The 24650-nt window shown below is 52.2% G+C and carries 24 protein-coding genes and 5 tRNA genes; 19 read left to right on the forward strand and 10 right to left on the reverse strand.

Annotation, left to right across the window (positions count from 1 at the left end; genetic code table 11):
* Position 1: 1 nt before the first annotated feature.
* Genes FCH32_RS06160 through glmS form a run of 4 tightly spaced genes read right to left on the reverse strand, consistent with a single transcriptional unit; the run spans position 2 to position 4544 of the window.
* Positions 2 to 1243 carry a methylaspartate ammonia-lyase gene (locus FCH32_RS06160; protein WP_117342261.1) on the reverse strand — a complete coding sequence of 414 codons (1242 nt, stop codon included), beginning with the start codon at positions 1241 to 1243 and terminating at the stop codon, positions 2 to 4.
* On the reverse strand, positions 1243 to 2688 hold the full coding sequence (locus tag FCH32_RS06165) for a methylaspartate mutase subunit E (RefSeq protein WP_096757826.1): 1446 nt from the start codon (positions 2686 to 2688) through the stop codon (positions 1243 to 1245). The genes FCH32_RS06160 and FCH32_RS06165 overlap by 1 nt, the downstream gene beginning before the upstream one ends.
* A gap of 18 nt (positions 2689 to 2706) precedes the next feature.
* A complete protein-coding gene (gene glmL / locus FCH32_RS06170) occupies positions 2707 to 4095 on the reverse strand; it encodes a methylaspartate mutase accessory protein GlmL (RefSeq protein WP_115259035.1) in 1389 nt (462 codons plus the stop codon).
* Positions 4095 to 4544 carry a methylaspartate mutase subunit S gene (glmS, locus tag FCH32_RS06175; protein ID WP_096757824.1) on the reverse strand — a complete coding sequence of 150 codons (450 nt, stop codon included), beginning with the start codon at positions 4542 to 4544 and terminating at the stop codon, positions 4095 to 4097. Before glmS ends, glmL begins: the two co-directional genes overlap by 1 nt.
* 1225 nt (positions 4545 to 5769) lie before the next feature.
* Between glmS and cydA the strand changes: the two genes are divergently transcribed.
* From cydA to pnuC, 18 genes are all read left to right on the forward strand, one after another.
* Positions 5770 to 7338, forward strand: coding sequence for a cytochrome ubiquinol oxidase subunit I (gene cydA / locus FCH32_RS06180; RefSeq protein ID WP_096757823.1), 1569 nt, complete (start codon positions 5770 to 5772; stop codon positions 7336 to 7338).
* Positions 7339 to 7353: 15 nt separating this feature from the next.
* Positions 7354 to 8493 carry a cytochrome d ubiquinol oxidase subunit II gene (gene cydB / locus FCH32_RS06185; protein ID WP_115259034.1) on the forward strand — a complete coding sequence of 380 codons (1140 nt, stop codon included), beginning with the start codon at positions 7354 to 7356 and terminating at the stop codon, positions 8491 to 8493.
* Positions 8494 to 8507: 14 nt separating this feature from the next.
* Positions 8508 to 8621 (forward strand): cytochrome bd-I oxidase subunit CydX, encoded by a 114-nt coding sequence (gene cydX / locus FCH32_RS06190; RefSeq protein ID WP_096757821.1) that lies wholly within the window; start codon positions 8508 to 8510, stop codon positions 8619 to 8621.
* A complete protein-coding gene (gene ybgE, locus FCH32_RS06195) occupies positions 8621 to 8914 on the forward strand; it encodes a cyd operon protein YbgE (RefSeq protein WP_096757820.1) in 294 nt (97 codons plus the stop codon). The genes cydX and ybgE overlap by 1 nt, the downstream gene beginning before the upstream one ends.
* A gap of 275 nt (positions 8915 to 9189) precedes the next feature.
* Positions 9190 to 9594, forward strand: a complete 405-nt coding sequence (gene ybgC / locus FCH32_RS06200; protein ID WP_045441116.1) for a tol-pal system-associated acyl-CoA thioesterase — start codon at positions 9190 to 9192, stop codon at positions 9592 to 9594.
* The gene (gene tolQ / locus FCH32_RS06205; RefSeq protein WP_096757819.1) at positions 9591 to 10283 is read left to right on the forward strand and encodes a Tol-Pal system protein TolQ; all 693 of its coding nucleotides are present in this window, start codon (positions 9591 to 9593) and stop codon (positions 10281 to 10283) included. Before ybgC ends, tolQ begins: the two co-directional genes overlap by 4 nt.
* 3 nt (positions 10284 to 10286) lie before the next feature.
* A complete protein-coding gene (gene tolR / locus FCH32_RS06210) occupies positions 10287 to 10715 on the forward strand; it encodes a colicin uptake protein TolR (RefSeq protein WP_005125437.1) in 429 nt (142 codons plus the stop codon).
* A gap of 64 nt (positions 10716 to 10779) precedes the next feature.
* Complete coding sequence (tolA, locus tag FCH32_RS06215) at positions 10780 to 12051, forward strand: cell envelope integrity protein TolA (protein ID WP_174360653.1); 1272 nt, start codon at positions 10780 to 10782, stop codon at positions 12049 to 12051.
* A 128-nt stretch (positions 12052 to 12179) separates the two neighbouring features.
* Complete coding sequence (tolB, locus tag FCH32_RS06220; RefSeq protein ID WP_096757817.1) at positions 12180 to 13472, forward strand: Tol-Pal system beta propeller repeat protein TolB; 1293 nt, start codon at positions 12180 to 12182, stop codon at positions 13470 to 13472.
* Between the two features lie 34 nt (positions 13473 to 13506).
* Positions 13507 to 14025 (forward strand): peptidoglycan-associated lipoprotein Pal, encoded by a 519-nt coding sequence (pal, locus tag FCH32_RS06225; RefSeq protein WP_006685431.1) that lies wholly within the window; start codon positions 13507 to 13509, stop codon positions 14023 to 14025.
* Positions 14026 to 14034: 9 nt separating this feature from the next.
* Entirely contained in the window at positions 14035 to 14823 is a 789-nt protein-coding gene (cpoB, locus tag FCH32_RS06230) for a cell division protein CpoB (RefSeq protein ID WP_174360654.1), read from the forward strand.
* A gap of 165 nt (positions 14824 to 14988) precedes the next feature.
* Positions 14989 to 15064, forward strand: a tRNA-Lys gene (locus FCH32_RS06235).
* Between the two features lie 35 nt (positions 15065 to 15099).
* Positions 15100 to 15175, forward strand: a tRNA-Val gene (locus tag FCH32_RS06240).
* Between the two features lie 3 nt (positions 15176 to 15178).
* Positions 15179 to 15254, forward strand: a tRNA-Lys gene (locus FCH32_RS06245).
* Between the two features lie 49 nt (positions 15255 to 15303).
* Positions 15304 to 15379 (forward strand) — tRNA-Lys (locus FCH32_RS06250).
* A gap of 47 nt (positions 15380 to 15426) precedes the next feature.
* A tRNA-Lys gene (locus FCH32_RS06255) sits at positions 15427 to 15502 on the forward strand.
* A gap of 232 nt (positions 15503 to 15734) precedes the next feature.
* Positions 15735 to 16778: a quinolinate synthase NadA gene (gene nadA / locus FCH32_RS06260; RefSeq protein ID WP_117341645.1), complete on the forward strand. Its 1044-nt coding sequence runs from the start codon at positions 15735 to 15737 to the stop codon at positions 16776 to 16778.
* Positions 16779 to 16803: 25 nt separating this feature from the next.
* Positions 16804 to 17523: a nicotinamide riboside transporter PnuC gene (gene pnuC, locus FCH32_RS06265; RefSeq protein ID WP_096757814.1), complete on the forward strand. Its 720-nt coding sequence runs from the start codon at positions 16804 to 16806 to the stop codon at positions 17521 to 17523.
* On the opposite strand, the gene zitB is transcribed toward pnuC, so the two are convergent.
* A complete protein-coding gene (gene zitB, locus FCH32_RS06270; RefSeq protein WP_115259031.1) occupies positions 17520 to 18461 on the reverse strand; it encodes a CDF family zinc transporter ZitB in 942 nt (313 codons plus the stop codon). The genes pnuC and zitB overlap by 4 nt on opposite strands.
* Before the next feature lie 113 nt (positions 18462 to 18574).
* Positions 18575 to 18949, reverse strand: coding sequence for a YbgS-like family protein (locus FCH32_RS06275; protein WP_135912375.1), 375 nt, complete (start codon positions 18947 to 18949; stop codon positions 18575 to 18577).
* Between the two features lie 317 nt (positions 18950 to 19266).
* Here FCH32_RS06275 and aroG point away from each other — a divergent pair, with 317 nt between their 5' ends.
* Complete coding sequence (gene aroG, locus FCH32_RS06280; RefSeq protein WP_115259029.1) at positions 19267 to 20319, forward strand: 3-deoxy-7-phosphoheptulonate synthase AroG; 1053 nt, start codon at positions 19267 to 19269, stop codon at positions 20317 to 20319.
* A gap of 118 nt (positions 20320 to 20437) precedes the next feature.
* Here aroG and gpmA read toward each other — a convergent pair whose 3' ends face one another.
* The 4 genes from gpmA to galT all read right to left on the reverse strand — a co-directional run bounded on the left by gpmA (position 20438) and on the right by galT (position 24645).
* A complete protein-coding gene (gene gpmA, locus FCH32_RS06285) occupies positions 20438 to 21190 on the reverse strand; it encodes a 2,3-diphosphoglycerate-dependent phosphoglycerate mutase (RefSeq protein WP_096757810.1) in 753 nt (250 codons plus the stop codon).
* Positions 21191 to 21412: 222 nt separating this feature from the next.
* On the reverse strand, positions 21413 to 22453 hold the full coding sequence (galM, locus tag FCH32_RS06290) for a galactose-1-epimerase (RefSeq protein WP_146717147.1): 1041 nt from the start codon (positions 22451 to 22453) through the stop codon (positions 21413 to 21415).
* The gene (gene galK / locus FCH32_RS06295; protein ID WP_135912374.1) at positions 22447 to 23595 is read right to left on the reverse strand and encodes a galactokinase; all 1149 of its coding nucleotides are present in this window, start codon (positions 23593 to 23595) and stop codon (positions 22447 to 22449) included. The genes galM and galK overlap by 7 nt, the downstream gene beginning before the upstream one ends.
* A 3-nt stretch (positions 23596 to 23598) precedes the next feature.
* The gene (gene galT, locus FCH32_RS06300) at positions 23599 to 24645 is read right to left on the reverse strand and encodes a galactose-1-phosphate uridylyltransferase (RefSeq protein WP_135912373.1); all 1047 of its coding nucleotides are present in this window, start codon (positions 24643 to 24645) and stop codon (positions 23599 to 23601) included.
* Between the last annotated feature and the right edge of the window lie 5 nt (positions 24646 to 24650).

Below are 24650 nucleotides of genomic sequence, written 5' to 3' on the forward strand. Positions count from 1 at the left end.
CTTAATCCTTAGTCTGCAACAGCGCGATGGTGCGGTTCATTTCGTTAAACACGATGTTGAGACCTTCATCGAAACCCATACCCGGTTTGATCAGCATGCGCATTGGACGCGCGGCCAGCGCGACGTGTACGCAGGTACGTGCACTGATCTCGGTTTCGTTACAGGTGCCGCCCTGATAGGCTTCCATTCCGTGTTTGTTGCAATACAGCACTGCATCAACGATGTTGTGAACACCACCCAGATCCGGGGTCTTGATTTGCACCATGTGGCAACTGCCCGCATCGGTGAAGTCGACGATATCCTGATAGGTGTTACACCATTCATCGGCCACGATTTTCACGCCGGAGCCCAGACGAGCCAGCTCGTTGGTGATCTCAGTCAGCATGCGGATCTGATCCGGTTTGTTACCGGCATCAACCGGACCTTCGATGTACAGCGGCAGGCCCTGTGCTTCAACTTCCAGGCTGGCGATGTATTCGGCGCAACGAACCGGATCCATATCGAAAATCAGACCGATGGTGCCGTACACATCAATGTGCAGCGTAGGCTGATACGCTTCGTTGGTGCGCAGGGTTAAGATGCGGTTGGATAACCAGCGCACATACTCGCGCAGTTTTTCACCTTTAAAGCCCAGCTTCTGCTCGACGTTGTTGATCAGCGCGTGCGGCAGAACGTCCACACCTTTGAGGATCATTTTGTCGACGGCGATATAACGGTCATCGCCGCTCTGGCCGAATAAAGGAATCGCTTCCGGAACGCATGGCAGCTGCCATTCGTCACAAACGACTTCTGCTTTCAGACGACCGGTCGCCAGCGCAGCGGCATCCAGCAGCGCCTGAGACAGGCCGTAGCGAACGGCGGTATGCAGCAGACGACCGTCAATGCTCAGTTCGTCGAAGAAACGGGCGTTTGGCAGGAACGCATCGACATCGCGGCCTTCCAGCAGCGGTTTGATGTGATCGTTGAGGAACGGAATGAAGTTCTCTGCCAGGAACAGCGGGTCACGACCGCCCGCACCGGAATACTGTACAGCTGCACAATCACCGACCGCTACCGCGCCGTTTTCCAGAATCAGCTGAACCGAAACGCATTCACCCGCCTGGCGAACAGAAGTAAATCCAGGCGTTACCGGCGTGCCGGTATAGATGAACCCATCGTGACCTGCGCCGTCTTTAATGGCCTGCTGGTCGTCAAAATAAAATGAGGAGTAGCCAGCTGTGAAAAGGGCCTGTTTAATTTTCATTATGGTCTTCCTATTAATTTACTGTGGGATACGGCGTTGATGTCATCAATGACCATCTGGAAAGAAGGCTTGCGGCCTTCAAAGTGGGCGCGCTCTGCGACGTAGTCGTGGTGCAGGGCGAGAATATCTTTCGGCAACGGTACGGAGCCGGCTTCAAGAATACGGATTGCGCCTGAGTTATCGCGAACCGGCAGGATTTTGCCAGCATTACAGGCTGCAGGTGCGAAAGGCACATCCAGTACGCCTGCTTCAAAGGCCAGCACGGTACCGCGTGCAATGTCGCCATTACCCAGTTCGAAGACTTTCTTCAGCACTGCGTGGACTTCGCTCTTAATCAGTTCTACTTCTTGCTCCACGGCTGCGCACTGCGGGAATTTCTGGTCGCTAACCATGTTCAGCATCTGACGTGACGCTTTGAGGCCTTGGGCGTTTGCTGCCGCAGTCGGGATACCAAATGCTTCATGCGGGCTCTTGGTGATCACTTTCGTTGCGCCAGACATGCCAGCCACTGCCGCACCCCAGGCGATGACGGAGAAAGCTTTCGCTTCGTCTTCCGGGAATCCGCCCATCCACTGGTGGAATACGGTGCTCAGCTCATAGTCGTCGAAGCCGTAGTTATGGAAGTATTCGTGTGACAGTTCACGCAGCGCTTGAATCGCAGCAATGTCCTGCGTCAGGCTACCGACCTGGCCGTAGCCCACCGTAATGGACTTCACGCCTTGCTCCAGCGCCAGCAGACCTTCGATGATCGCGACGGAGTGAGACATGAATGGCGGAATCAGGGTGCCGGTCAGCGGACCAAAGGGTTCACGGTTAATGCGAATCCCGTTTTCTTCGTACAGTCCCATCAGACGGTCGCAGTACTGCCAGTCACGGATGGATTTTTCCAGGGTGACGCGCTTGGCGTAAGGGATGTTGTAAGAGATACCGCCACCTTCGTAGCTGGTAAAACCACTGGCCATGGCAATTTCTGCCAGCAAGCGCGCATCTGGCGTACCGTGGCGAACCTGGATAGGTTTCTCCAGGGATTCCGTCATCCGGCGGCAGGCAGCAACCCCGTGGTTGACGACCGGTAAACCATTCAGCTTGGACGTACCCGCTTCGATAGATTTCTGGATCCCGACGGCGGCTTCTTCATAACGGTTCAGACGGGTATAAGCATCGATGGTGCTGGGCAGCAGGTCGCACTCTTGCTGCAATGTTTTGAGCAGCGCAATGTGCTCATCCATTAATGCAACGCCTGCACGCGGCTGGCTCAGGGTTTTACCTTCCTGATCGGCCTTCAACAGCGCGAGGGAGAAGCGCTTCTGGTCTGGAATTGTTTGTTGGTACTTCACGCCATCTTCGAAGTTCTCAACGTCTTTGCCGGTTTCCCAGGTTTGTAACACCTGCAGCCTTTCGGTCATAAATTCGTCATGGGTCAGTTTTTTATTTCGAAGTTCCATTCGTAGCTGCCTTAAGTTTTATAGGGTTAAACACTGAATGCTGGTGCGAGCAGCGGCTTGCGGGTACAGCCTGGCGACGTTTGCCAGTAGAGGGAGCAGGCCATGTGAATCGCGGTAATACTCAAACTGATTCGGTAACAGAATTCTTTTACCCTGGTCGTCCAACTCCCGATATTTGAGCCAGTTATGAATATCAAACTGGCTGGCGCGCGAGAGCCATCCCCCTGAACCGACAACTTTGCGTACGGTGGTGAGATCGCGACCCATCTGTAAATCCACGTTACCTACGCAGGTGCAAACCTGCTTTTTAGTGCCCGCGTGGCGCTCAGTGGCATAGCCCACGCACAAACCTGCCAGCAGGGTGTCGAAATATTTCTCTTCCTCGCTGAGTGGCAGGTAATCCGGTTGCCCAACCAGATGGCGCAGATAGCGGTAAAACGCCTCTTCGCGCTGTGGCTGTTGGGCAAAGATAACTTTCACCATTTCCTGCGTGCTTTCTCCGACGACAACGGCGGAAACTCGCATCCCCAGATCGCCTTCAACAGTACGTTTGACGAAGGGTTCTGGGACGCCGTGCAGAACGGTGTCAGGGGAGAGGGTATTCGCGCTGGCTGAATAGACATCCGTGGTGGCGCCGCCCATGTCGATCAGCATGAATTCCTTCCATGCGCTGTCGTAGTCGCTAATCGCTTTTACCAGTTCATACACCGTCCACGGCGTGGGCATCGGCTCTTCGCCGGTTTCACCGACAATAACGTCCAGTCCTTTGCCTTTGACGATACGGGACAAAAACACATCGCAAATGGCCTGACGAGCAGCAAACGGATTAGGGTGGTCGAGATCGGGCAGGATGTTATCTACCGTAGTCAGATCTTTATGTCCCAGGAGAGTTTGCACATCGTCCTGAATGTCGCGGTTACCAGCGTAGATAATGGCGCAATCAAGCTTTGACTCGGCCAGCGCACGCGCATTAGCCAGACCGTAGCTTTCTTCACCGCCATCCGTGCCGCCGGTAAACAACAGGATGTCTGGTGGTGATGATTCCAGCTCCTGAATGTCATGGCGGTTAAGTTTGTACGAATAATATTGCGCGATTTTTGCGCCAGCCGAATGGGCGGTTACTTTGGCCGATTCCAGCGTAATGGAAGGCACCAGCCCCATTGCTGCAACGGCGAGTCCACCTTTGGCTGACGAGGAGTATTTCAACTGCACTTCACCGCTTTTCAGTAACGGGCGAGCATCGGCAACATTTAGCACCTGATTCAGGCTGGCAAAAAAACCGTCTGCCAGATGATGTGTGGTGGTTGGGGTCAGGACATGGTTTACCAGCGTTAATTCTTCACCTTCATGTGCGAAGAGGGCTGCCTTGGTCCATGTCGAGCCGATATCGACAGAAACTGTTTGCATCAGATAGCCTCTTCCAGGCAACGCTGCTCGAGGCCATTGTGTTGGTGAATGTCATTGGTGATAAGCGCACAAACATCTTCCAGGTCGTGGCTTGGTGCAAAGACGCGGTTAAAGCCCATTTCTTTAAACTTCACTTCGACGTCTGCAAAGTCATGTTTACCCACAACCAGGTTGCCGCCGACATAGAGCAGAATATCGCCGAGGCCACGTTCGATGCAGCGCTCACGCAAGCCGAGGCAGTCGATATCACCGTGGCCATAGATAGATGACACCACGATGGCATCCGCGCCTGTTTCAATCGCGGCATCAATATATTCATCCTGACTCACCATCACCCCGAGGTTGATTACGTGAAAATCGTGGGAGGTAAAAACGCGATCCAGAACTTTATTGCCTACTGCATGGCAGTCAGCACCGATAACGCCAATAACAAGTGTAGATTTCTTCATGGGGAATCCTCTGTAGGGCTGATGGTCAATAAGTAAAAATTATTTTTTAATATTTAGAACATGGATTGTGACAACCTCTTAATAGAGTCGGAGTTTCTGTGGAAGCTGAAAAGGAAGCAATTGATCTATTTTCAAAATATCCTGATTAAAATGATTGTTATAATTGAATTTTGGTAAATCTGTGATGATTCAATGAGTTGCGTTGTCGTTTTTGTCGCATTGTCATTTTGTTAGTAAATTCACTAATAAATGACTTGCCATCTTTGTGATCAAAATCTTATTTTGTTATGCGAGGTTTTAATGTGCGATTTTTAATAATATAAAAAGGTAGGTTCACTAAATAACTTGTGAACGACATAACGTTTTTTTATTTATATATCTTATATGGCAGAAATATTTTTTGTTAAATTTAAGATAAAAATGATAATAGATTGTTCGGAACATATTTAATCTTTGCCGCATAAGCATAGAGAAGGAATGACCTATAACTTATAATGATGATTCGGGCGATGATGTTTGGGTTTCGGCGCGCAGCGGTGATCCCGCTTCGTAGAGTCACTGAATGCAGCCGCATTTCACTTCTGATTGAGATAGTTACATCTCGGTGTTAATTATAAGTGAAAATAAAATGAATTATTTGTATAAAATAACAATGTTATGGCTTGCTAAAAAAAAACTGTGAGCTACCCAGCAAGAGTGACTCTTTATCTACCTCCTGACCGTTGCCATCTTGATGGCTTAAAAGATCGTGTGGATTTTAATTAATAATCTATCATTTATGGTAACTATGATTACTTATTGTAAAACAAGAAATTAACATGAAATTCACTAGTCATGTTATCGGTAAACATCATTAACATTAAATCTGTAAATTGATTTAAATCAATGTTTAAAACTTGGTAAACCTCATCAAATGAGGTTAAATTGCTGCAGATCAAATTGGTCTGAAAGTGGTAAATTAGCTATAAATTGATCACTATCGAAAAATGCAAATTTGTCTCGATAAAAACCTGTTTATTGTAAGGATTTTACGGCGTAATATAATTGCGGGATCAATTTGAGTGTTTTATTAACATGTTTGTAACTTTTCATCATTGTCCTTTCTTCAAATGAGAAGAAAGAGCGACGGTGGAAGGACGCAAATAAATTTGTATTGGGGCATGCGTGTGACCCTTTCTAACGGGGTTCACTCTCGGAGTCTTCATGCGATGAGCAAGGAGTCATGATGTTAGATATAGTCGAACTGTCGCGCTTACAGTTTGCCTTGACCGCGATGTACCACTTCCTTTTTGTGCCACTAACGCTGGGTATGGCGTTTTTGTTGGCCATCATGGAAACGGTCTACGTCCTTTCCGGCAAACAGATTTATAAAGATATGACCAAGTTCTGGGGCAAGTTGTTTGGTATCAACTTCGCTCTGGGTGTGGCTACCGGTCTGACCATGGAGTTCCAGTTCGGGACTAACTGGTCTTACTATTCCCACTATGTCGGGGATATTTTCGGTGCGCCGCTGGCGATCGAAGGTTTGATGGCCTTCTTCCTCGAATCCACCTTTGTAGGTCTGTTCTTCTTCGGCTGGGACCGTCTGAGTAAAGTCCAGCATATGTGCGTCACCTGGTTGGTGGCATTGGGTTCTAACCTGTCTGCGCTGTGGATCCTCGTGGCGAACGGCTGGATGCAAAACCCAATTGCAGCGGATTTCAACTTCGAAACCATGCGCATGGAGATGCTGAGCTTCTCTGAACTGGTGCTTAACCCGGTTGCACAGGTGAAATTTGTTCACACTGTAGCGTCTGGTTATGTCTGCGGCGCGATGTTCGTTCTGGGTATCAGCTCTTACTATATGCTGCGCGGTCGTGACTTCGCATTTGCTAAGCGTTCTTTTGCCATCGCTGCCAGCTTCGGTATGGCTGCCATTCTGTCTGTTATCGTTCTGGGTGATGAGTCCGGTTACGAAATGGGCGACGTGCAGAAAACCAAACTTGCCGCGATTGAAGCAGAGTGGGAAACCCAGCCTGCACCGGCATCCTTTACGCTGTTCGGTATTCCGGACCAGGATGCGCAGGAAAACCATTTTGCGATTCAAATCCCTTACGCGCTGGGCATCATTGCCACCCGCTCTGTTGATACGCCGGTCATTGGTCTGAAAGACCTGATGGTGCAGCACGAAGAGCGTATCCGTAACGGGATGAAAGCGTATCAGCTGCTGGAAGAACTGCGTGCGGGTTCCACCGATCAGGCCGTTCGTGACCAGTTCAACAGCATGAAGAAAGACCTGGGATATGGTCTGCTGCTGAAACGCTATACCGACAAAGTGACCGACGCGACCGAAGCACAAATTCAGCAGGCAACGAAAGATTCTATTCCTCGTGTCGCTCCGCTGTACTTTGCGTTCCGTATCATGGTGGCGTGCGGCATTCTGATGCTGGCTATCATCGCGGTTTCCTTCTGGACCGTCATTCGTAACCGTATCGGTGAGAAAAAATGGCTGCTGCGCACGGCGCTGTATGCGCTTCCGCTGCCATGGATTGCGATTGAGTCCGGTTGGTTTGTTGCAGAGTACGGGCGTCAGCCGTGGGCGATAGGTGAAGTGCTACCGACAGCCGTGGCGAACTCGTCACTGACTGCGGGCGACCTGATCTTCTCGATGCTGTTGATTTGCGGCCTGTATACCCTGTTCCTGGTGGCTGAACTGTACCTGATGTTCAAGTTCGCACGCCTTGGCCCGAGCAGCCTGAAAACCGGTCGTTATCACTACGAGCAGTCCACTGTGACTTCTCAGCCGGCACGCTAAGACAGGAGTCGTCAAATGATCGATTATGAAGTATTGCGTTTTATCTGGTGGCTGCTGGTTGGCATTCTGCTGATTGGTTTTGCAGTCACTGATGGTTTCGACATGGGGGTGGGCATGCTCACCCGTTTCCTCGGTCGTAATGATACCGAGCGTCGAATTATGATTAACTCCATCGCCCCACACTGGGACGGTAACCAGGTTTGGCTCATCACCGCGGGCGGCGCATTATTTGCTGCCTGGCCGATGGTGTATGCCGCTGCGTTCTCCGGCTTCTATGTGGCGATGATTCTGGTACTGGCGTCCTTGTTCTTCCGTCCGGTCGGTTTTGATTACCGCTCTAAGATTGAAGACATGCGCTGGCGCAACATGTGGGACTGGGGCATCTTCATTGGTAGCTTCGTACCGCCGCTGGTCATTGGTGTGGCGTTCGGTAACCTGCTGCAAGGGGTTCCGTTCCATATGGATGAGTACATGCGTTTGTACTACACCGGTAACTTCTTCCAGTTACTGAATCCGTTTGGTCTGCTGGCCGGTGTAGTAAGCGTGGGCATGATCATCACTCAGGGAGCGACCTATCTGCAGATGCGTACTGTAGGTGAACTGCACCTGCGTGCACGTGCTACTTCACAGGTTGCCGCGCTGGTTACTCTGGTGTGCTTCGCGCTGGCCGGTGTCTGGGTGATGTACGGTATTGACGGTTATGTTGTGACCTCTGCACTGGATCACCACGCTGCCTCTAACCCGATGACCAAAGAAGTCGCGCGAGTTGCGGGCGCATGGATGGTGAACTTTAACAATGCACCTATCCTGTGGCTGGTTCCGGCTCTGGGTGTAGCCCTGCCGCTGCTGACCATCCTGACGTCTCGTATGGAGAAAGGGGCCTGGGCGTTCGTCTTCTCTTCACTGACGTTGGCCTGCATCATCCTGACTGCGGGTATCGCAATGTTCCCATTTGTGATGCCATCCAGCACCATGATGAATGCCAGCCTGACCATGTGGGATGCTACCTCCAGCCAGAGAACATTGAACCTGATGACCTGGGTTGCGGCGGTGTTTGTACCGATCATTCTGCTCTACACCAGCTGGTGTTACTGGAAAATGTTCGGTCGTATCACCAAAGAAGATATTGAAAACAACACCCACTCTCTGTACTAAGTAAGGAGCTTAAAATGTGGTATTTCGCATGGATTTTGGGAACGCTTCTTGCCTGTGCATTTGGGATAATCACAGCGCTGGCGCTTGAGCATGTCGAAGCAGGCAAAGCAGGGCCAGAAGAAAGCTAATGACCAACGTTATCGCGATGTTATATAACGCGATGGATAAGCGCCCCTTGCGGGCGCTTTCTTTAGTCATGGCGTTAGTGTTGGCAGGATGTATTTTTTGGGATCCCTCACGCTTCGCAGCAAAAACCAGCGAGCTTGAAATCTGGCATGGCCTTCTGCTGATGTGGGCGGTCTGCGCTGGCATTATCCATGGCGTCGGGTTTCGTCCTCGCGCGGTGCACTGGCAGGGCATCTTCTGCCCGCTGATAGCCGACATCGTGCTGGTGGTTGGTCTGATTTTCTTCTTCTTTTGAATAAGAAACATCCTTAAATATTTATGGGCTTGCATAAGCCCATAATTTTTTACTCTCCGTTTACTTTCCCCCATTCCAAAGCATCATTCCCGCGCGTATAGTAGCACCGGTTAAAAGCTCTAACTTTTGTTGCATTACCGGGATGTAAAGTGAATACAACGCGATATACAAACGACATTCTTGAAGCATCGCGGCGGCAAGAACGCGAGTCACTTGGCGCTTACAAAAGTAAGTAACCGGTGTGAGTGGGCGAAGCCAACAAAGAGGCAGTAAGAATGAATAAGTATATTTTTCGATGGCCGGTTCGTGTCTATTATGAAGACACCGACGCCGGTGGGGTGGTTTACCACGCCAGTTACGTCGCTTTTTATGAACGAGCACGCACAGAGATGCTGCGTCATCATCACTTTAGTCAGCAAGTGCTGCTGGCCGAACGTGTAGCCTTTGTGGTGCGCAAGATGACCCTAGAATATTTTGCGCCAGCCAGGCTCGACGACATGCTCGAAGTCCAAACCGAAATTACGTCAATGCGTGGCACCTCATTGGTTTTCACGCAACGCATTGTCAACGCAGAGAACACCGTGCTGAATGAAGCCGAAGTTCTGATTGTTTGCGTTGATCCACTCAAGATGAAGCCTCGTGCGCTTCCCAAGTCTATTGTCGCGGAGTTTAAGCAGTGACTGACATGAATATCCTTGATTTGTTCCTGAAGGCAAGCCTTCTGGTTAAACTTATCATGTTGATTTTGATTGGTTTCTCAATCGCATCCTGGGCCATTATTATCCAGCGGACCCGTATACTGAATGCGGCTTCACGTGAAGCAGAAGCGTTTGAAGACAAGTTTTGGTCCGGCATCGAATTATCGCGCCTGTATCAGGAAAGTCAGGGGCGTCGTGATAACCTGACGGGTTCTGAACAAATTTTCTATAGCGGATTCAAAGAATTTGCGCGATTGCATCGGGCTAATAGCCATGCACCGGAAGCGGTGGTTGAGGGGGCATCCCGTGCGATGCGTATCTCCATGAACCGTGAGCTGGAAACACTGGAAACGCATATTCCGTTCCTCGGCACCGTCGGTTCCATCAGTCCGTATATCGGTCTGTTCGGTACCGTTTGGGGGATCATGCATGCGTTTATCGCCCTCGGTGCGGTAAAACAGGCAACCCTGCAAATGGTTGCTCCGGGTATCGCAGAAGCACTGATTGCCACCGCAATCGGTCTGTTTGCGGCAATCCCGGCGGTAATGGCGTACAACCGACTGAATCAGCGTGTGAATAAGCTGGAACTGAATTACGACAACTTCATGGAAGAGTTCACCGCGATTCTGCACCGCCAGGCGTTTACCGTTAGCGAGAGCAACAAGGGGTAAACCATGGCCAGAACGCGTGGACGAGGTCGTCGCGAACTTAAGTCCGAAATCAATATTGTACCGCTGCTCGATGTACTGCTGGTGCTGCTGCTGATCTTTATGGCAACGGCGCCGATCATTACCCAGAGCGTGGAAGTCGATCTGCCGGATGCGACCGAATCGCAGGCCGTCAGCAGTAACGACGAACCACCGGTCATTATTGAAGTTTCCGGTGTTGGGCAGTACAGCGTGGTGGTTGAGAAAGACAGAATGGATCAACTGCCGCCGGAGCAGGTTATCGCGGAAGCGAAAAGCCGCCTGCAGACCAATCCGAAAACGGTCTTCTTAATCGGTGGTGCGAAAGACGTGCCTTATGATGAAATAATTAAAGCGCTGAACCTGTTACACAGCGCAGGCGTGAAATCGGTTGGCTTGATGACGCAGCCAATTTGATGTCTGCGTATTCCTGGCTTGAAAGATAGCGCGTAACAGGCGAACAGTTTTTTGGGAACCCAGAGTGTCAAAGGCAACCGAACAAAACGACAAGCTCAAACGGGCGATAATTATTTCAGCGGTGCTGCATGTCATTTTATTTGCGGCATTGATCTGGAGTTCGTTCGATGAGCACATTGATGCTTCAGGCGGCGGTGGCGGTTCGTCTATTGACGCCGTCATGGTCGACCCTGGTGCCGTTGTTCAACAGTACGACAGGCAACAGCAGCAGCAGGCAAGTGCGAAACGCGCAGAAGAACAGCGTGAAAAGCAGGCGCAGCAGCAGGCCGAGGAACTTCGTGAGAAGCAGGCGGCCGAGCAGGAACGACTGAAGCAGCTAGAGAAAGAACGTTTAGCCGCGCAGGAAAAAGTGCGCGAACAGACGGAACAGCAAAAACAGGCTGAAGCTGCGGCCGCGAAAGCGCAGGAGCAACAGAAGCAGGCTGAAGAAGCGGCGGCGAAAGCTGCTGCAGACGCCAAAGCCAAGGCGGACGCTCAGGCGAAACAAGCTGCAGATTCTGCGAGGAAAGCCGCCGCTGACGCGGCGAAAAAAGCAGAGGCTGACGCCGCAGCAAAAGCCGCCGCTGATGCGAAGAAAGTTGCCGAGGCGCAAGCCGCCAAGGCTGCTGCAGATGCAGCGAAAAAAGCACAAGCAGAAGCCGCTAAGCAAGCTGCTGCCGAGAAGGCCGCAGCAGAGAAGGCCGCTGCAGCTGCAGAGAAAGCTGCAGCCGCGAAAGCTGCCGCCGCTGAAAAGGCCGCTGCTGATAAGAAAGCAGCAGCCGAAAAAGCGGCAGCAGACAAGAAAGCCGCCGCTGCAGAAAAGGCAGCAGCCGATAAGAAAGCGGCTGCTGATAAAGCTGCAGCTGCTAAAAAAGCCGCGGCGGAGAAAGCTGCTGCCGCCTCTGGCGTTGACGATCTGTTAGGTGATTTAAGCTCCGGTAAGAATGCACCGAAATCAGGTGGTGGCGCGAAAGGTAGCGGACAACCGTCGAAAGACAGTGGTACAAGTGGTGCGAATGGTGGCGCAACAGGTGCTGATATCAGCGCTTACGCGAAGCAAATTCAGGTCGCGATTCAGAGCCGTCTGTTTGATGCGGGCCTCTACCAGGGTAAACAATGCGTACTGCACATTAACCTGGCACCAGATGGACGATTAAAGAGTGTGACATCTGAAGGTGGAGATCCTGCACTATGCCAGGCCGCGTTAGCGGCGGCGAGATCGGCAAGTATTCCTAAACCGCCTAACCAGGCTGTTTACGAAAAGATAAAAGACGCCAAACTGGATTTTAAACTGTAACCGTTTTTCCGTATTTTCGGACGAAAACAGTCTAAGGTTGAGACAGAGTTCTGGTAGTTTTGTGTATTTGAGTTTGTTAACATTCTGCTAAATTATCGTGGGCTTTTGGTCCAGATAAGGGAGATATGATGAAGCAGGCATTACGAGTAGCATTTGGTTTTCTGATGCTGTGGGCAGCGGTGCTGCATGCAGAAGTACGTATCGAGATCACCCAAGGGGTGGACTCGGCGCGCCCGATTGGTGTTGTCCCGTTCCAGTGGGCAGGGCCGGGTGCTGCACCTGAAGATATCGGTGGTATCGTGGGCGCTGACCTGCGTAACAGCGGTAAATTCAACCCATTAGACCGGTCTCGTCTGCCTCAGCAGCCGGGCACTGCGGCAGAAGTTCAGCCTGCGGCATGGTCTGCGCTGGGTATTGATGCCGTAGTAGTCGGTAAGGTTACGCCGAATCCGGACGGTTCCTACAGCGTGGCTTATCAGCTGGTGGATACCGGTGGTGCACCGGGTACCGTACTGGCACAGAACACCTACAAAGTGAACAAGCAGTGGCTGCGTTACGCGGGCCATACTGCCAGTGACGAAGTGTTTGAAAAACTGACCGGTATTAAGGGCGCATTCCGTACCCGTATCGCGTACGTTGTTCAGACTAACGGTGGCCAGTTCCCGTATGAATTACGCGTGTCTGACTACGATGGCTACAACCAGTTTGTGGTTCACCGCTCTCCGCAGCCGTTGATGTCTCCGGCATGGTCTCCGGACGGGTCTAAACTGGCCTACGTAACCTTTGAAAGCGGTCGTTCTGCACTGGTTATCCAGACGCTGTCTAACGGCGCAGTGCGTCAGGTTGCGTCGTTCCCGCGTCACAACGGTGCGCCAGCATTCTCTCCGGATGGCAGCAAACTGGCATTTGCTCTGTCTAAAACCGGTAGTCTGAATCTGTATGTGATGGACATTGGCTCTGGCCAAATCCGTCAGGTCACTGATGGTCGCAGCAACAACACGGAACCAACCTGGTTCCCGGACAGCCAAAACCTGGCCTTCACGTCTGACCAGGCCGGGCGTCCGCAGGTATACAAAGTTAATGTCAACGGCGGTGCTCCGCAGCGCATAACCTGGGAAGGTTCGCAAAACCAGGATGCGGATGTCAGCAGCGACGGTAAATTTATGGTAATGGTAAGCTCAAACAGTGGGCAGCAACACATTGCCAAACAAGATCTGGTAGCGGGTGGCGTACAAGTTCTGTCGTCAACGTTCCTGGATGAAACGCCAAGTCTGGCACCTAACGGCACTATGGTAATCTACAGCTCTTCTCAGGGGATGGGATCCGTGCTGAATTTGGTTTCTACAGATGGGCGTTTCAAGGCGCGTCTTCCGGCAACCGATGGTCAGGTTAAATTCCCTGCCTGGTCGCCGTATCTGTGATAATAAATAATTGATTAATAAAGGAATCATTGAAATGCAACTGAACAAAGTGCTGAAAGGGCTGATGATTGCTCTGCCTGTTATGGCTATTGCGGCATGTTCTTCTAACAAGAACGCCAGCAATGACGGCAGCGAAGGCATGCTGGGTGCCGGCACTGGTATGGATGCAAACGGCAGCGGCAACATGTCCTCCGAAGAGCAAGCGCGTCTGCAGATGCAACAGCTGCAGCAGAACAACATCGTTTACTTTGATCTGGACAAGTACGATATCCGTTCTGACTTCGCTGCAATGCTGGATGCGCACGCTAACTTCCTGCGTAGCAACCCGTCTTACAAAGTCACCGTAGAAGGTCATGCGGACGAACGTGGTACTCCTGAGTACAACATTTCCCTGGGTGAGCGTCGTGCGAACGCCGTTAAGATGTACCTGCAGGGTAAAGGCGTTTCTGCTGACCAGATCTCCATCGTTTCTTACGGTAAAGAAAAACCTGCAGTACTGGGTCATGACGAAGCGGCTTACTCCAAAAACCGTCGTGCCGTACTGGTTTACTAAGAGAATTGCATGAGCAGTAACTTCAGACATCACCTGTTGAGTCTGTCGTTACTGGTTGGCATAGCGGCCCCTTGGGCCGCTTTTGCACAGGCGCCAATCAGTAGTGTCGGCTCAGGCTCGGTCGAAGACCGTGTCACTCAACTCGAGCGTATTTCTAACGCTCACAGTCAGCTTTTAACCCAACTCCAGCAACAACTCTCCGATAACCAGTCCGATATTGATTCCCTGCGTGGTCAAATTCAGGAAAGTCAGTATCAACTGAATCAGGTTGTTGAGCGCCAGAAGCAGATTTTGACGCAGATGGACAGTCTTAGCAGCGGTGGTACGCCAGCGGCGCAGCCCGCAGCGGGCGACCAGAGCGGGGCTGCGGCCCCTGCGTCGGGTGCAGGCGCAGCAGCGACGTCAGGCGTTCCAGCAAGCTCTGGCGATGCGAATACCGATTACAATGCGGCAATTGCGCTGGTGCAGGATAAATCCCGCCAGGATGAAGCGATTGAAGCATTTCAGAACTTCATCAAAAATTATCCTGATTCCACCTACCTGCCGAACGCGAATTACTGGCTGGGACAGTTGAATTACAACAAGGGTAAAAAAGATGATGCGGCGTTCTATTTTGCATCGGTAGTTAAAAACTTCCCGAAATCACCGAAGGCTGCAGACGCGATGTACAAAGTTGGCGTCATCATGCAGGACAAAGGTGATAAAGAAAAAGCCAAAGCGGTTTATCAACAGGTTATCACTAAATACCCTGGTACTGATGGCGCGAAACAAGCGCAAAAACGCCTCGGCGCGATGTAATGCGCACCATGCGACCAGAAATCGTGTTATTTCTGGTCGCGTCGTGTGATTCCTAAGCAGTTGAGTTATTTACATCGAAATTTTTGTTGCGCTAAAATCTGAAATCAGTAATATATGCCGCCGTTGCCAAGGGATATCAAACAGCCCGAAAGCGGCAAAAAAAGTGGGGCGTTAGCTCAGTTGGTAGAGCAGTTGACTTTTAATCAATTGGTCGCAGGTTCGAATCCTGCACGCCCCACCACTAACTTAGCAGTAAGCAGTATCCAGCGTAGTATCGGGTGATTAGCTCAGCTGGGAGAGCACCTCCCTTACAAGGAGGGGGTCGGCGGTTCGATCCCGTCATCACCCACCACTCGGGGCGTTAGCTCAGTTGGTAGAGCAGTTGACTTTTAATCAATTGGTCGCAGGTTCGAATCCTGCACGCCCCACCAATTATTTTTGGTGGTTCCGAGTAAAAAATATTTCAGGCAACACCCGTATGGGGCGTTAGCTCAGTTGGTAGAGCAGTTGACTTTTAATCAATTGGTCGCAGGTTCGAATCCTGCACGCCCCACCAATATCGCGGTGGGTTCCTGAAAAGAGTAAAGCAGTAAACCCCATATGGGGGCGTTAGCTCAGTTGGTAGAGCAGTTGACTTTTAATCAATTGGTCGCAGGTTCGAATCCTGCACGCCCCACCAGTGTAAAAAGGCGCCCTAAAGGCGCCTTTTTGCTATGTACGGAATTCAAAGATTCGAACCTGCAGCAGGTTCGGGTCGCCAGTCGCCATCCGGCATTGTCCAACGCAATTATTGTGACTTTTTTACGCCAATCCGCTATCTTGTTTAGCATATAAAACAAATCTAACCGATTATGGCGTACGTCACGCTTTTACTCGGTTATTTCGTTAAGCCAGTAAAACGAGAAAGCATGATGAGCGTGATGTTTGACCCTGAAGCCGCAATTTATCCGTTTCCGCCTAAGCCGCTGCCGCTGAGCGAAGATGAAAAACAATTTTATCGCGAGAAAATCAAACGCCTGCTAAAAGAGCGCGATGCTGTGATGGTGGCGCACTATTATACCGACCCAGAGATCCAACAGCTGGCTGAGGAAACCGGTGGATGCATTTCTGACTCGCTGGAGATGGCGCGGTTTGGCTCAAAGCATTCGGCCTCTACGCTGCTGGTGGCTGGGGTCCGATTTATGGGCGAAACGGCTAAAATCCTCAGCCCGGAAAAGACCATTTTGATGCCAACGCTGCAGGCGGAATGTTCCTTAGACCTGGGCTGTCCAATCGACGCATTCAGTGCATTTTGCGATTCGCATCCTGACCGTACCGTCGTGGTGTATGCCAACACGTCGGCGGCAGTGAAAGCGCGTGCGGACTGGGTGGTGACATCCAGCATTGCGGTTGAACTTATTGAGCACCTGGATAGTTTAGGTGAAAAAATCATCTGGGCTCCGGACAAGCATCTGGGCAACTACGTGCAAAAACAGACCGGAGCCGATGTTCTTTGTTGGCAAGGGGCCTGTATCGTCCATGACGAATTCAAAACACAGGCATTAACGCGCATGAAAGGGTTATATCCCGACGCAGCCGTGCTGGTACACCCTGAATCGCCTCAATCAATAGTCGATATGGCCGATGCCGTGGGGTCGACGAGTCAGCTCATCAACGCGGCAAAAACGTTACCGCATAAGCAGCTTATCGTGGCGACTGACCGGGGTATTTTTTACAAAATGCAGCAGGCTGTGCCGGACAAAGAGTTGCTTGAAGCCCCGACGGCCGGCGAGGGGGCAACCTGTCGCAGCTGTGCGCATTGCCCGTGGATGGCGATGAACGGCCTCAAAGCGATTGCAGAGGGCCTTGAGCAAGGTGGGGCAGCCCATGAGATACAGGTTGATGACGCGCTGCGAGAAGGGGCACTATTGCCGTTAAACCGCATGCTGGAATTTGCGGCTACACTACGAGCTTAAATAAATTATTGCTCTGGGGGAAAAGATGGATTTTTTTAGCACGCAGAATATTTTGGTTCATATCCCGATTGGCGCGGGGGGATACGACCTGTCATGGATTGAAGCAGTGGGGACCGTTGCCGGTTTACTGTGCATTGGTTTGGCAAGCCTTGAGAAAATCAGCAACTACGTCTTTGGTCTGATAAACGTCACGCTGTTTGCGATCATCTTCTTTCAGATCCAACTCTACGCCAGCCTGTTATTACAGGTGTTCTTTTTTGCCGCCAATATCTACGGCTGGTATGCCTGGTCCCGACAAACCAGCCAACATGAGGCTGAGCTGAAAATTCGCTGGCTGCCGTTGCCGAAAGCGCTAAGTTGGCTGGCGGCTTGCGTGGTGGCGATTGGTCTGATGACGGTATTTATCGATCCGGTCTTCGCGTTTCTGACCCGTATGGCCGTGAACATTATGCAAGGGCTGGGATTACAGGTTGCCGCACCTGAGTTGCAACCCGATGCATTCCCGTTCTGGGATTCCTGCATGATGGTGCTGTCGATTGCGGCGATGATCCTGATGACGCGGAAATACGTCGAAAACTGGCTGCTGTGGGTGATCATTAACGTCATCAGCGTGGTGATCTTCGCCCTGCAAGGTGTGTATGCGATGTCGCTGGAATACATGATCCTCACCGTTATTGCGCTTAACGGCAGCAGGATGTGGATGAACAGCGCGCGCGAACGTGGCTCACGCGCGCTCTCCCATTAGTGATGGTGATGTGAATGGCCGGACAGTCCCTGATACAGGTGGCAGTCCGGCCCGTTGCATGGCTGATATTCCATCTGGATCGTTGCGTGTTCAATCTGATAATGATGCGTCAGGAAATGTTGAATGCGTTCCAGTAATGCGTCGTGATCGTGCGGGGGAACCACCTGCACATGTAGCGTCATCACCGGTTTTTCACCCACCATCCAGACGTGCACATGGTGCACGTTGCGAACTTCAGGAATATCCCGGCTGAGGTGGCGCTGTAGCGCGGGAATATCCAGTGACAGCGGTGCGCCTTCGAGTAATTCGTTCACGCTATCTTTCAATAACCGCCAGGCGCTACGCAGTACCAGCACGGAAACCAGAATCGACAGGATCGGATCCGCTGGCGTCCAGCCGGTCCAGATGATGATCAACGCCGCGATGATCGCGCCAACCGACCCCAGTAAATCGCCCATTACGTGCAAGGCCGCGGCGCGAACATTGAGGTTCTTCTCCTCGCTCCCGCGATGCAGCACCCAAAAGGCAAGAACGTTAGCCAGTAAACCTGCCACGGCAATCACCATCATCATGCCGCCAGCTACCGGTCGTGGGGTATAGAAGCGCTCTATCGCCTCCCAGACGATTAAAATGGTGATCACCACTAGCGCGATAGCGTTCACAAACGCGGCCAGCGTCGTGAGCCTCAGCCAGCCGAACGTGTGTCGGATGGTCGGCGGTCGGCGAGCAAACCTGACAGCCAGCAGTGCAAAAAGCAGAGCGGCTGCATCTGTCAGCATATGGCCGGCGTCCGCCAGCAGCGCCAGCGAGCCTGACAGGATCCCGCCGACCACCTCCACGAACATAAATCCCGCCGTAATGCAGAAGGCGAACAGCAGTCGACGGGCGTTATTATCTTTGGGCAGGTCAGGGGAAGTGGGGGTATGTGAGTGCGCCATAATGTCATCCCTTTGTTATTCTCATCATTACTGTATGACATCATACCGGGTTTGGGCTGACAAAATTAAAAAGGAGAGCTTTTGCTCTCCCGTTATTAGCCATATTTTTAGCTTTACTGGGTGGTGCCGTCGGTTTTGGTGTCTACGTCATTGTTGATACCGTTTCCGGTCTCTACCTTCTTGTTGATATCCGGACAACGACCGTCTTTGCACATTGAGTTTTTGTGCATCTCGTCTTTGGTCATCCCTTCATGATTCATTGATGAGCCGTTCGGATGGAGCATGGTGCCGCCCGAATTAACGTTGTTGTTGTCGACATTATTCGGTGCCACGTTCTCGCGTGCGTCCGGTGCGGTTTGCCCGGCATCCGCCGAAGAATTCGCCTGACCGTTATTTGACTGCGTGTTTGCGTCTGCAGCCAACGCCCCGCCGCTGGCGAGGCTAAGAGTGGCAGTAAGAAAGAGTGAGGCCAGCTTTGTCATTTGCATAATATGCTCCTGTTATGGTCGATATGTCGGATAACCTCTTCCAACAGTGCATGTGCCAGTTAAATCCTCAGAAGGTAGTTAACTATTTCAGTATGAAAATTAAAACCAGCATAGAATATTGAAATTAATAAAAAAATAAGCTGTTGCAGTTATAAATTGTAGTTTGGATCTCGTTTATCGCTACTTTATTGCGTTTTTTTGGCTTATTCCAGGATTAATCCGTCCAAAGTGTAAAACCCCGTTTACACTTTATAACTGAAGATATAGATTGGAGGGATTGCATTCATTTATATAAGTATGGCAACGCTGGAATAATCATGAATTATCAGAACGACGATTTACGCATTAAAGAGATCAACGAGTTACTCCCCCCGGTCGCACTGCTGGAAAAATTCCCTGCTACTGAAAATGCCGCAAATACGGTTGCTCACGCCCGCAAAGCGATTCATAAAATTCTGAAAGGCAGCGACGATCGCTTACTGGTTGTGATCGGGCCGTGCTCGATTCATGATCCGGCAGCCGCCAAAGACTATGCCGCTCGCCTGCTGGCGCTGCGTGATGAGCTTAAAGACGAGCTTGAAATTGTCATGCGCGTCTATTTTGAAAAGCCGCGTACCACCGTAGGCTGGAAGGGGCTGATCAACGATCCGCATATGGATAACAGCTTCCAGATCAACGATGGCCTGCGCATAGCGCGTAAGTTGCTGCTGGATATTAACGACAGCGGCTTGCCAGCAGCGGGTGAATTCCTTGATATGATCACCCCACAGTACCTGGCCGATCTGATGAGCTGGGGGGCGATCGGCGCACGTACGACGGAGTCCCAGGTTCACCGTGAGCTGGCGTCCGGTCTTTCCTGCCCGGTTGGCTTTAAAAACGGGACTGACGGTACGATCAAAGTGGCCATTGATGCCATCAACGCCGCTGGCGCGCCGCACTGTTTCCTGTCGGTGACCAAATGGGGTCATTCAGCCATTGTGAATACCAGTGGTAATGGTGACTGCCATATCATTCTGCGCGGTGGTAAAGAGCCGAACTACAGTGCTCAGCACGTTGCAGACGTGAAGGAAGGGCTGGTTAAAGCAGGTCTGTCCCCGCAGGTGATGATTGACTTTAGCCATGCAAACTCCAGCAAGCAGTTTAAAAAGCAGATGGATGTCGCGAAAGACGTTTGCGGACAGGTTGCTGGCGGTGAGAAAGCGATTATTGGCGTGATGATTGAAAGTCATCTGGTTGAAGGTAATCAGAATCCGGATAGCGGCGAGCCGCTGACCTACGGTAAGAGCATTACCGATGCCTGCATTGGCTGGGAAGATACTGATGCGGTGTTACGCCAGTTGGCAAACGCGGTCAAAACGCGTCGCGGCTAACCGAGTCTCGTAGGCCTGATAAGCGTAGCGCCATCAGGCTTTTCTGCGCAGACTGCCTGGTAGCGGCGAAATAAAAAAAGCGCGGATAATCCGCGCTTTTTTATATTCAGCGAAGAAATTACTTCGCTTTACCCTGGTTGGCAACGGCGGCCGCTTTTGCCGCGATCTCGTCAGCATTACCCAGATAGTAACGTTTGATCGGCTTGAAGTTTTCGTCGAACTCATACACCAGCGGTACGCCGGTCGGAATGTTCAGTTCCAGAATTTCATCTTCGCCCATGTTATCCAGGTATTTAACCAGCGCACGCAGGGAGTTACCGTGAGCAGCGATAATCACGCGCTCACCGCTTTTCATGCGCGGCAGAATGGTTTCGTTCCAGTAAGGGATAACACGCTCGATGGTCAGCGCCAGGCTTTCGGTAACCGGCAGCTCTTTGTCAGTGAGTTGAGCATAACGCGGATCGTGCCCCGGATAGCGCTCGTCATCTTTGGTCAGCTCCGGCGGTGTTACCGCGAAGCCACGACGCCATTGTTTAACCTGCTCGTCACCGTATTTTTCAGCGGTTTCGGCTTTGTTCAGACCCTGCAGAGCGCCGTAATGACGTTCGTTCAGCTTCCAGGATTTTTCAACCGGAAGCCACGCTTGATCCAGTTCATCCAGTACGTTCCACAGGGTGTGGATGGCACGTTTGAGCACAGAAGTGTAAGCAAAATCGAAGCTGTAGCCTTCCTCTCGCAGCAGTTTGCCCGCCGCTTTTGCTTCGCCTACGCCTTTCTCGGACAGATCAACATCGTACCAACCGGTAAAGCGGTTTTCGTTGTTCCACTGACTTTCACCGTGACGTACCAGAACCAGCTTAGTTACAGCCATACACTCACTCCTATAAACCATATTGAATGATAATAGTTCTCATTATATTGCCGTAATGCGTCAGCGGCAATGCTTACGCATAACCATAGCGAAAATAGCTGCACAGTGTAAGGTTCTTGTGAACTCAAGGTTGCGATTTTGGCTTTTGGTGGTGAGGCTTTGAGTAGGTTGGGGGAGGGCAATAAACGACGAGCCCGATACTGGACTCGTCATGGTTAGTCGTCAGGCCGGAATAAACCGGTATTCCGTCACGCTGGCGTACTCTTCGCCCGGGCGCAGGAAGCAGTCCGGCTGCGGCCATTCCGGATGGTTCGGGCTGTCCGGCAGAAACTCGCTTTCCAGCGCCAGACCTTGCCAGTCGGCGTACGCCTCTGGGCCACGGGACGGCGTGCCGCCGAGGAAATTCCCGGAGTAGAACTGCAAAGCCGGGGCCGAGGTGTAGACCTCCATCTGCAATTTTTCATCCTGCGACCACAGCAGCGCGACCGGCTTACGGACATCACCTTGTGCCTGTAGCAGGAAAGCGTGATCGTAACCTTTTACGTGGCGCTGATCGTCATCGGTCAGAAATTCGCTGGCGATAACTTTTGGCGTACGGAAGTCAAAAGAAGTGCCCGCCACCGGCTTTAGGCCCTCGTGTGGGATACCCATCGCATCAACCGGCAGATACGTGTCGGCGAGGATCTGCAGCTTATGCTGGCGGACATCGGTTTTATCACCGTCGAGGTTGAAATAAACGTGGTTGGTCAGATTCACCGGGCAGGGCTTATCGACCGTCGCGCGATAGGTGATTGAAATGCGATTGTCGTCGGTCAGGCGATACTGCGCTGTCGCGCAAAGGTGGCCTGGGAAACCCTGGTCGCCATCGTCAGAGGTCAGTGCGAACAGCACCTGACGATCATTCTGATTCACTATCTGCCAGCGACGTTTATCGAAACCGTCCGGCCCGCCGTGCAGCTGGTTTTCACCCTGGCTTGGCAGTAATTCAATGGTTTCACCAGCGAAGGTGTAACGGCTGTTGGCGATACGGTTCGCGTAGCGGCCAATCGATGCCCCCAGAAACGCAGCCTGATCAGGATATTGCTCCGGGCTGGCGCAGCCGAGCAATGCTTCACGCACGCTACCATCGCTCAGAGGAATGCGGGCCGACAACAGCGTTGCGCCCCAGTCCATCAGGTTGACCACCATCCCTGCGTCATTACGCAGGGTCAGCAGACGAAACGGCTGGCCATCGGGGGCCATGACGGGAATTTCGTTTAGCACTGTCCGGCTCCTTGTGAAGGTTTACACACATAGAAGGTTTCTTTGATACCGGTTTTCACTTCGTACTGCGCAGCGACAGCCTGCTGTACCGCAGGAACCAACGCTTCAGGGATCAGCGCCACAATGCAGCCGCCGAAGCCGCCGCCGGTCATGCGCACGCCGCCCTGGGAGCCGATGGTCGCTTTGACGATCTCCACCAGGGTATCAATTTGCGGCACGGTAATTTCAAAGTCATCGCGCATGGAGGCGTGAGATTCCGCCATCAACTGGCCCATGCGCAGAAGGTCACCTTTTGCCAGGGCATCAGCGGCTTCCACGGTACGGGCATTTTCGGTGATCACGTGGCGGACGCGTTTGGCGACGATCGGGTCCAACTCATGGGCGACGGCGTTGAATGCCTCAAGGCTGACATCACGCAGCGCGGGCTGCTGGAAGAAGCGCGCGCCGGTTTCGCACTGCTCGCGACGGGTGTTGTACTCACTGCCGACCAGCGTACGCTTAAAGTTGCTGTTAATGATCACCACGGCGACGCCCTCAGGCATGGAGACCGCTTTGGTACCCAGCGTACGGCAGTCGATCAGTAGCGCATGATCTTTCTTGCCCAGCGCAGAAATCAGCTGATCCATGATGCCGCAGTTGCAACCGACGAACTGGTTTTCGGCTTCCTGACCGTTCAGGGCAATCTGCGCGCCGTCGAGCGGCAGGTGATAAAGCTGCTGGAATACGGTGCCGACCGCCACTTCCAGCGACGCTGAGGAGCTTAAGCCAGCGCCCTGCGGTACATTGCCGCTGATCACCAGATCGGCACCGCCAAAGGCGCTATTACGCTTTTGCAGGTGTTTTACCACGCCGCGGACATAGTTCGACCACTGCTGGCTGTCATGGGCGATAATCGGCGCGTCGAGAGAAAACTCATCAACCTGATTCTCGTAGTCAGCGGCAATCACGCGCACGATGCGATCGTCACGCGTCGCACAGCTGATCACGGTTTGGTAGTCGATGGCGCAAGGCAGAACGAAGCCGTCGTTATAGTCGGTATGTTCGCCAATCAGGTTGACGCGACCGGGCGCCTGAATCGTATGGGTGGCAGGGTAGCCAAATGTTTCAGCAAACAGAGATTGTGTTTTTTCTTTCAGACTCATTTTTTAAACTCCGGATTCGCGAAAATGGATGTCACTGACCGCACGCAAACGCTCGGCGGCTTGTTCTGCCGTCAGGTCGCGCTGGGTTTCCGCCAGCATTTCATAACCGACCATAAATTTACGCACGGTCGCGGAACGCAGCAGGGGCGGATAAAAATGCGCGTGCAGCTGCCAGTGTTGATTCTCTTCGCCATTAAACGGTGCGCCGTGCCAGCCCATGGAATAAGGGAAAGAACACTGGAACAGATTGTCGTAACGGCTGGTCAGTTTCTTCAGCGCCAGCGCCAGGTCGGCACGCTGCGCGTCGGTCAAATCGGTAATACGCAGCACATGTGCTTTAGGCAGTAGCAGCGTTTCAAACGGCCATGCCGCCCAGTAAGGCACGACCGCCAGCCAGTGCTCGGTTTCCACCACCGTGCGGCTGCCGTCTGCCTGTTCACGCTGGACGTAATCGACCAGCATCGGTTTGCCTTGCTCAGCGAAATAGTCTTTTTGCAGGCGGTCTTCACGCTCTGCTTCATTGGGCAGGAAGCTATTGGCCCAAATCTGACCGTGCGGATGTGGGTTCGAACACCCCATCGCTGCGCCTTTATTTTCAAACACTTGTACCCAGGGATAGGTTTTCCCCAGATCGGCCGTTTGTGTCTGCCACGTTTTCACAATCTCCGTCAGCGCAGGCACGCTGAGTTCCGGCAGCGTTTTGCTGTGATCGGGTGAGAAGCAAATGACACGGCTGGTTCCACGTGCACTCTGACAGCGCATCAACGGATCGTGACTGTCCGGTGCGTCCGGGGTGTCGGACATCAGCGCGGCAAAATCATTGGTAAAGACGTAGGTGCCGGTGTAATCCGGGTTTTTATCACCGGTTACGCGCGTGTTACCTGCACACAGGAAGCAGTCCGGGTCATGTGCAGGGAGAACCTGCTTAGACGGTGTCTCCTGCGCCCCTTGCCAGGGGCGTTTGGCGCGATGTGGTGAGACGAGGATCCACTGCCCGGTAAGCGGGTTAAAGCGGCGGTGTGGATGATCGACAGGATTGAATTGCGTCATGACGT

Source organism: Citrobacter gillenii, from assembly GCF_013337685.1.
Lineage (GTDB): Bacteria > Pseudomonadota > Gammaproteobacteria > Enterobacterales > Enterobacteriaceae > Citrobacter > Citrobacter gillenii.

What these genes read in the sequence shown, in the direction of transcription:
- FCH32_RS06160 (WP_117342261.1), bottom strand. Translation starts at nt 1,243, where the DNA reads ATGAAAATTAAACAGGCCCTTTTCACAGCTGGCTACTCCTCATTTTAT.
- FCH32_RS06165 (WP_096757826.1), bottom strand. Translation starts at nt 2,688, where the DNA reads ATGGAACTTCGAAATAAAAAACTGACCCATGACGAATTTATGACCGAA.
- glmL (WP_115259035.1), bottom strand. Translation starts at nt 4,095, where the DNA reads ATGCAAACAGTTTCTGTCGATATCGGCTCGACATGGACCAAGGCAGCC.
- glmS (WP_096757824.1), bottom strand. Translation starts at nt 4,544, where the DNA reads ATGAAGAAATCTACACTTGTTATTGGCGTTATCGGTGCTGACTGCCAT.
- cydA (WP_096757823.1), top strand. Translation starts at nt 5,770, where the DNA reads ATGTTAGATATAGTCGAACTGTCGCGCTTACAGTTTGCCTTGACCGCG.
- cydB (WP_115259034.1), top strand. Translation starts at nt 7,354, where the DNA reads ATGATCGATTATGAAGTATTGCGTTTTATCTGGTGGCTGCTGGTTGGC.
- cydX (WP_096757821.1), top strand. Translation starts at nt 8,508, where the DNA reads ATGTGGTATTTCGCATGGATTTTGGGAACGCTTCTTGCCTGTGCATTT.
- ybgE (WP_096757820.1), top strand. Translation starts at nt 8,621, where the DNA reads ATGACCAACGTTATCGCGATGTTATATAACGCGATGGATAAGCGCCCC.
- ybgC (WP_045441116.1), top strand. Translation starts at nt 9,190, where the DNA reads ATGAATAAGTATATTTTTCGATGGCCGGTTCGTGTCTATTATGAAGAC.
- tolR (WP_005125437.1), top strand. Translation starts at nt 10,287, where the DNA reads ATGGCCAGAACGCGTGGACGAGGTCGTCGCGAACTTAAGTCCGAAATC.
- tolB (WP_096757817.1), top strand. Translation starts at nt 12,180, where the DNA reads ATGAAGCAGGCATTACGAGTAGCATTTGGTTTTCTGATGCTGTGGGCA.
- pal (WP_006685431.1), top strand. Translation starts at nt 13,507, where the DNA reads ATGCAACTGAACAAAGTGCTGAAAGGGCTGATGATTGCTCTGCCTGTT.
- cpoB (WP_174360654.1), top strand. Translation starts at nt 14,035, where the DNA reads ATGAGCAGTAACTTCAGACATCACCTGTTGAGTCTGTCGTTACTGGTT.
- nadA (WP_117341645.1), top strand. Translation starts at nt 15,735, where the DNA reads ATGAGCGTGATGTTTGACCCTGAAGCCGCAATTTATCCGTTTCCGCCT.
- pnuC (WP_096757814.1), top strand. Translation starts at nt 16,804, where the DNA reads ATGGATTTTTTTAGCACGCAGAATATTTTGGTTCATATCCCGATTGGC.
- zitB (WP_115259031.1), bottom strand. Translation starts at nt 18,461, where the DNA reads ATGGCGCACTCACATACCCCCACTTCCCCTGACCTGCCCAAAGATAAT.
- FCH32_RS06275 (WP_135912375.1), bottom strand. Translation starts at nt 18,949, where the DNA reads ATGCAAATGACAAAGCTGGCCTCACTCTTTCTTACTGCCACTCTTAGC.
- aroG (WP_115259029.1), top strand. Translation starts at nt 19,267, where the DNA reads ATGAATTATCAGAACGACGATTTACGCATTAAAGAGATCAACGAGTTA.
- gpmA (WP_096757810.1), bottom strand. Translation starts at nt 21,190, where the DNA reads ATGGCTGTAACTAAGCTGGTTCTGGTACGTCACGGTGAAAGTCAGTGG.
- galK (WP_135912374.1), bottom strand. Translation starts at nt 23,595, where the DNA reads ATGAGTCTGAAAGAAAAAACACAATCTCTGTTTGCTGAAACATTTGGC.
- galT (WP_135912373.1), bottom strand. Translation starts at nt 24,645, where the DNA reads ATGACGCAATTCAATCCTGTCGATCATCCACACCGCCGCTTTAACCCG.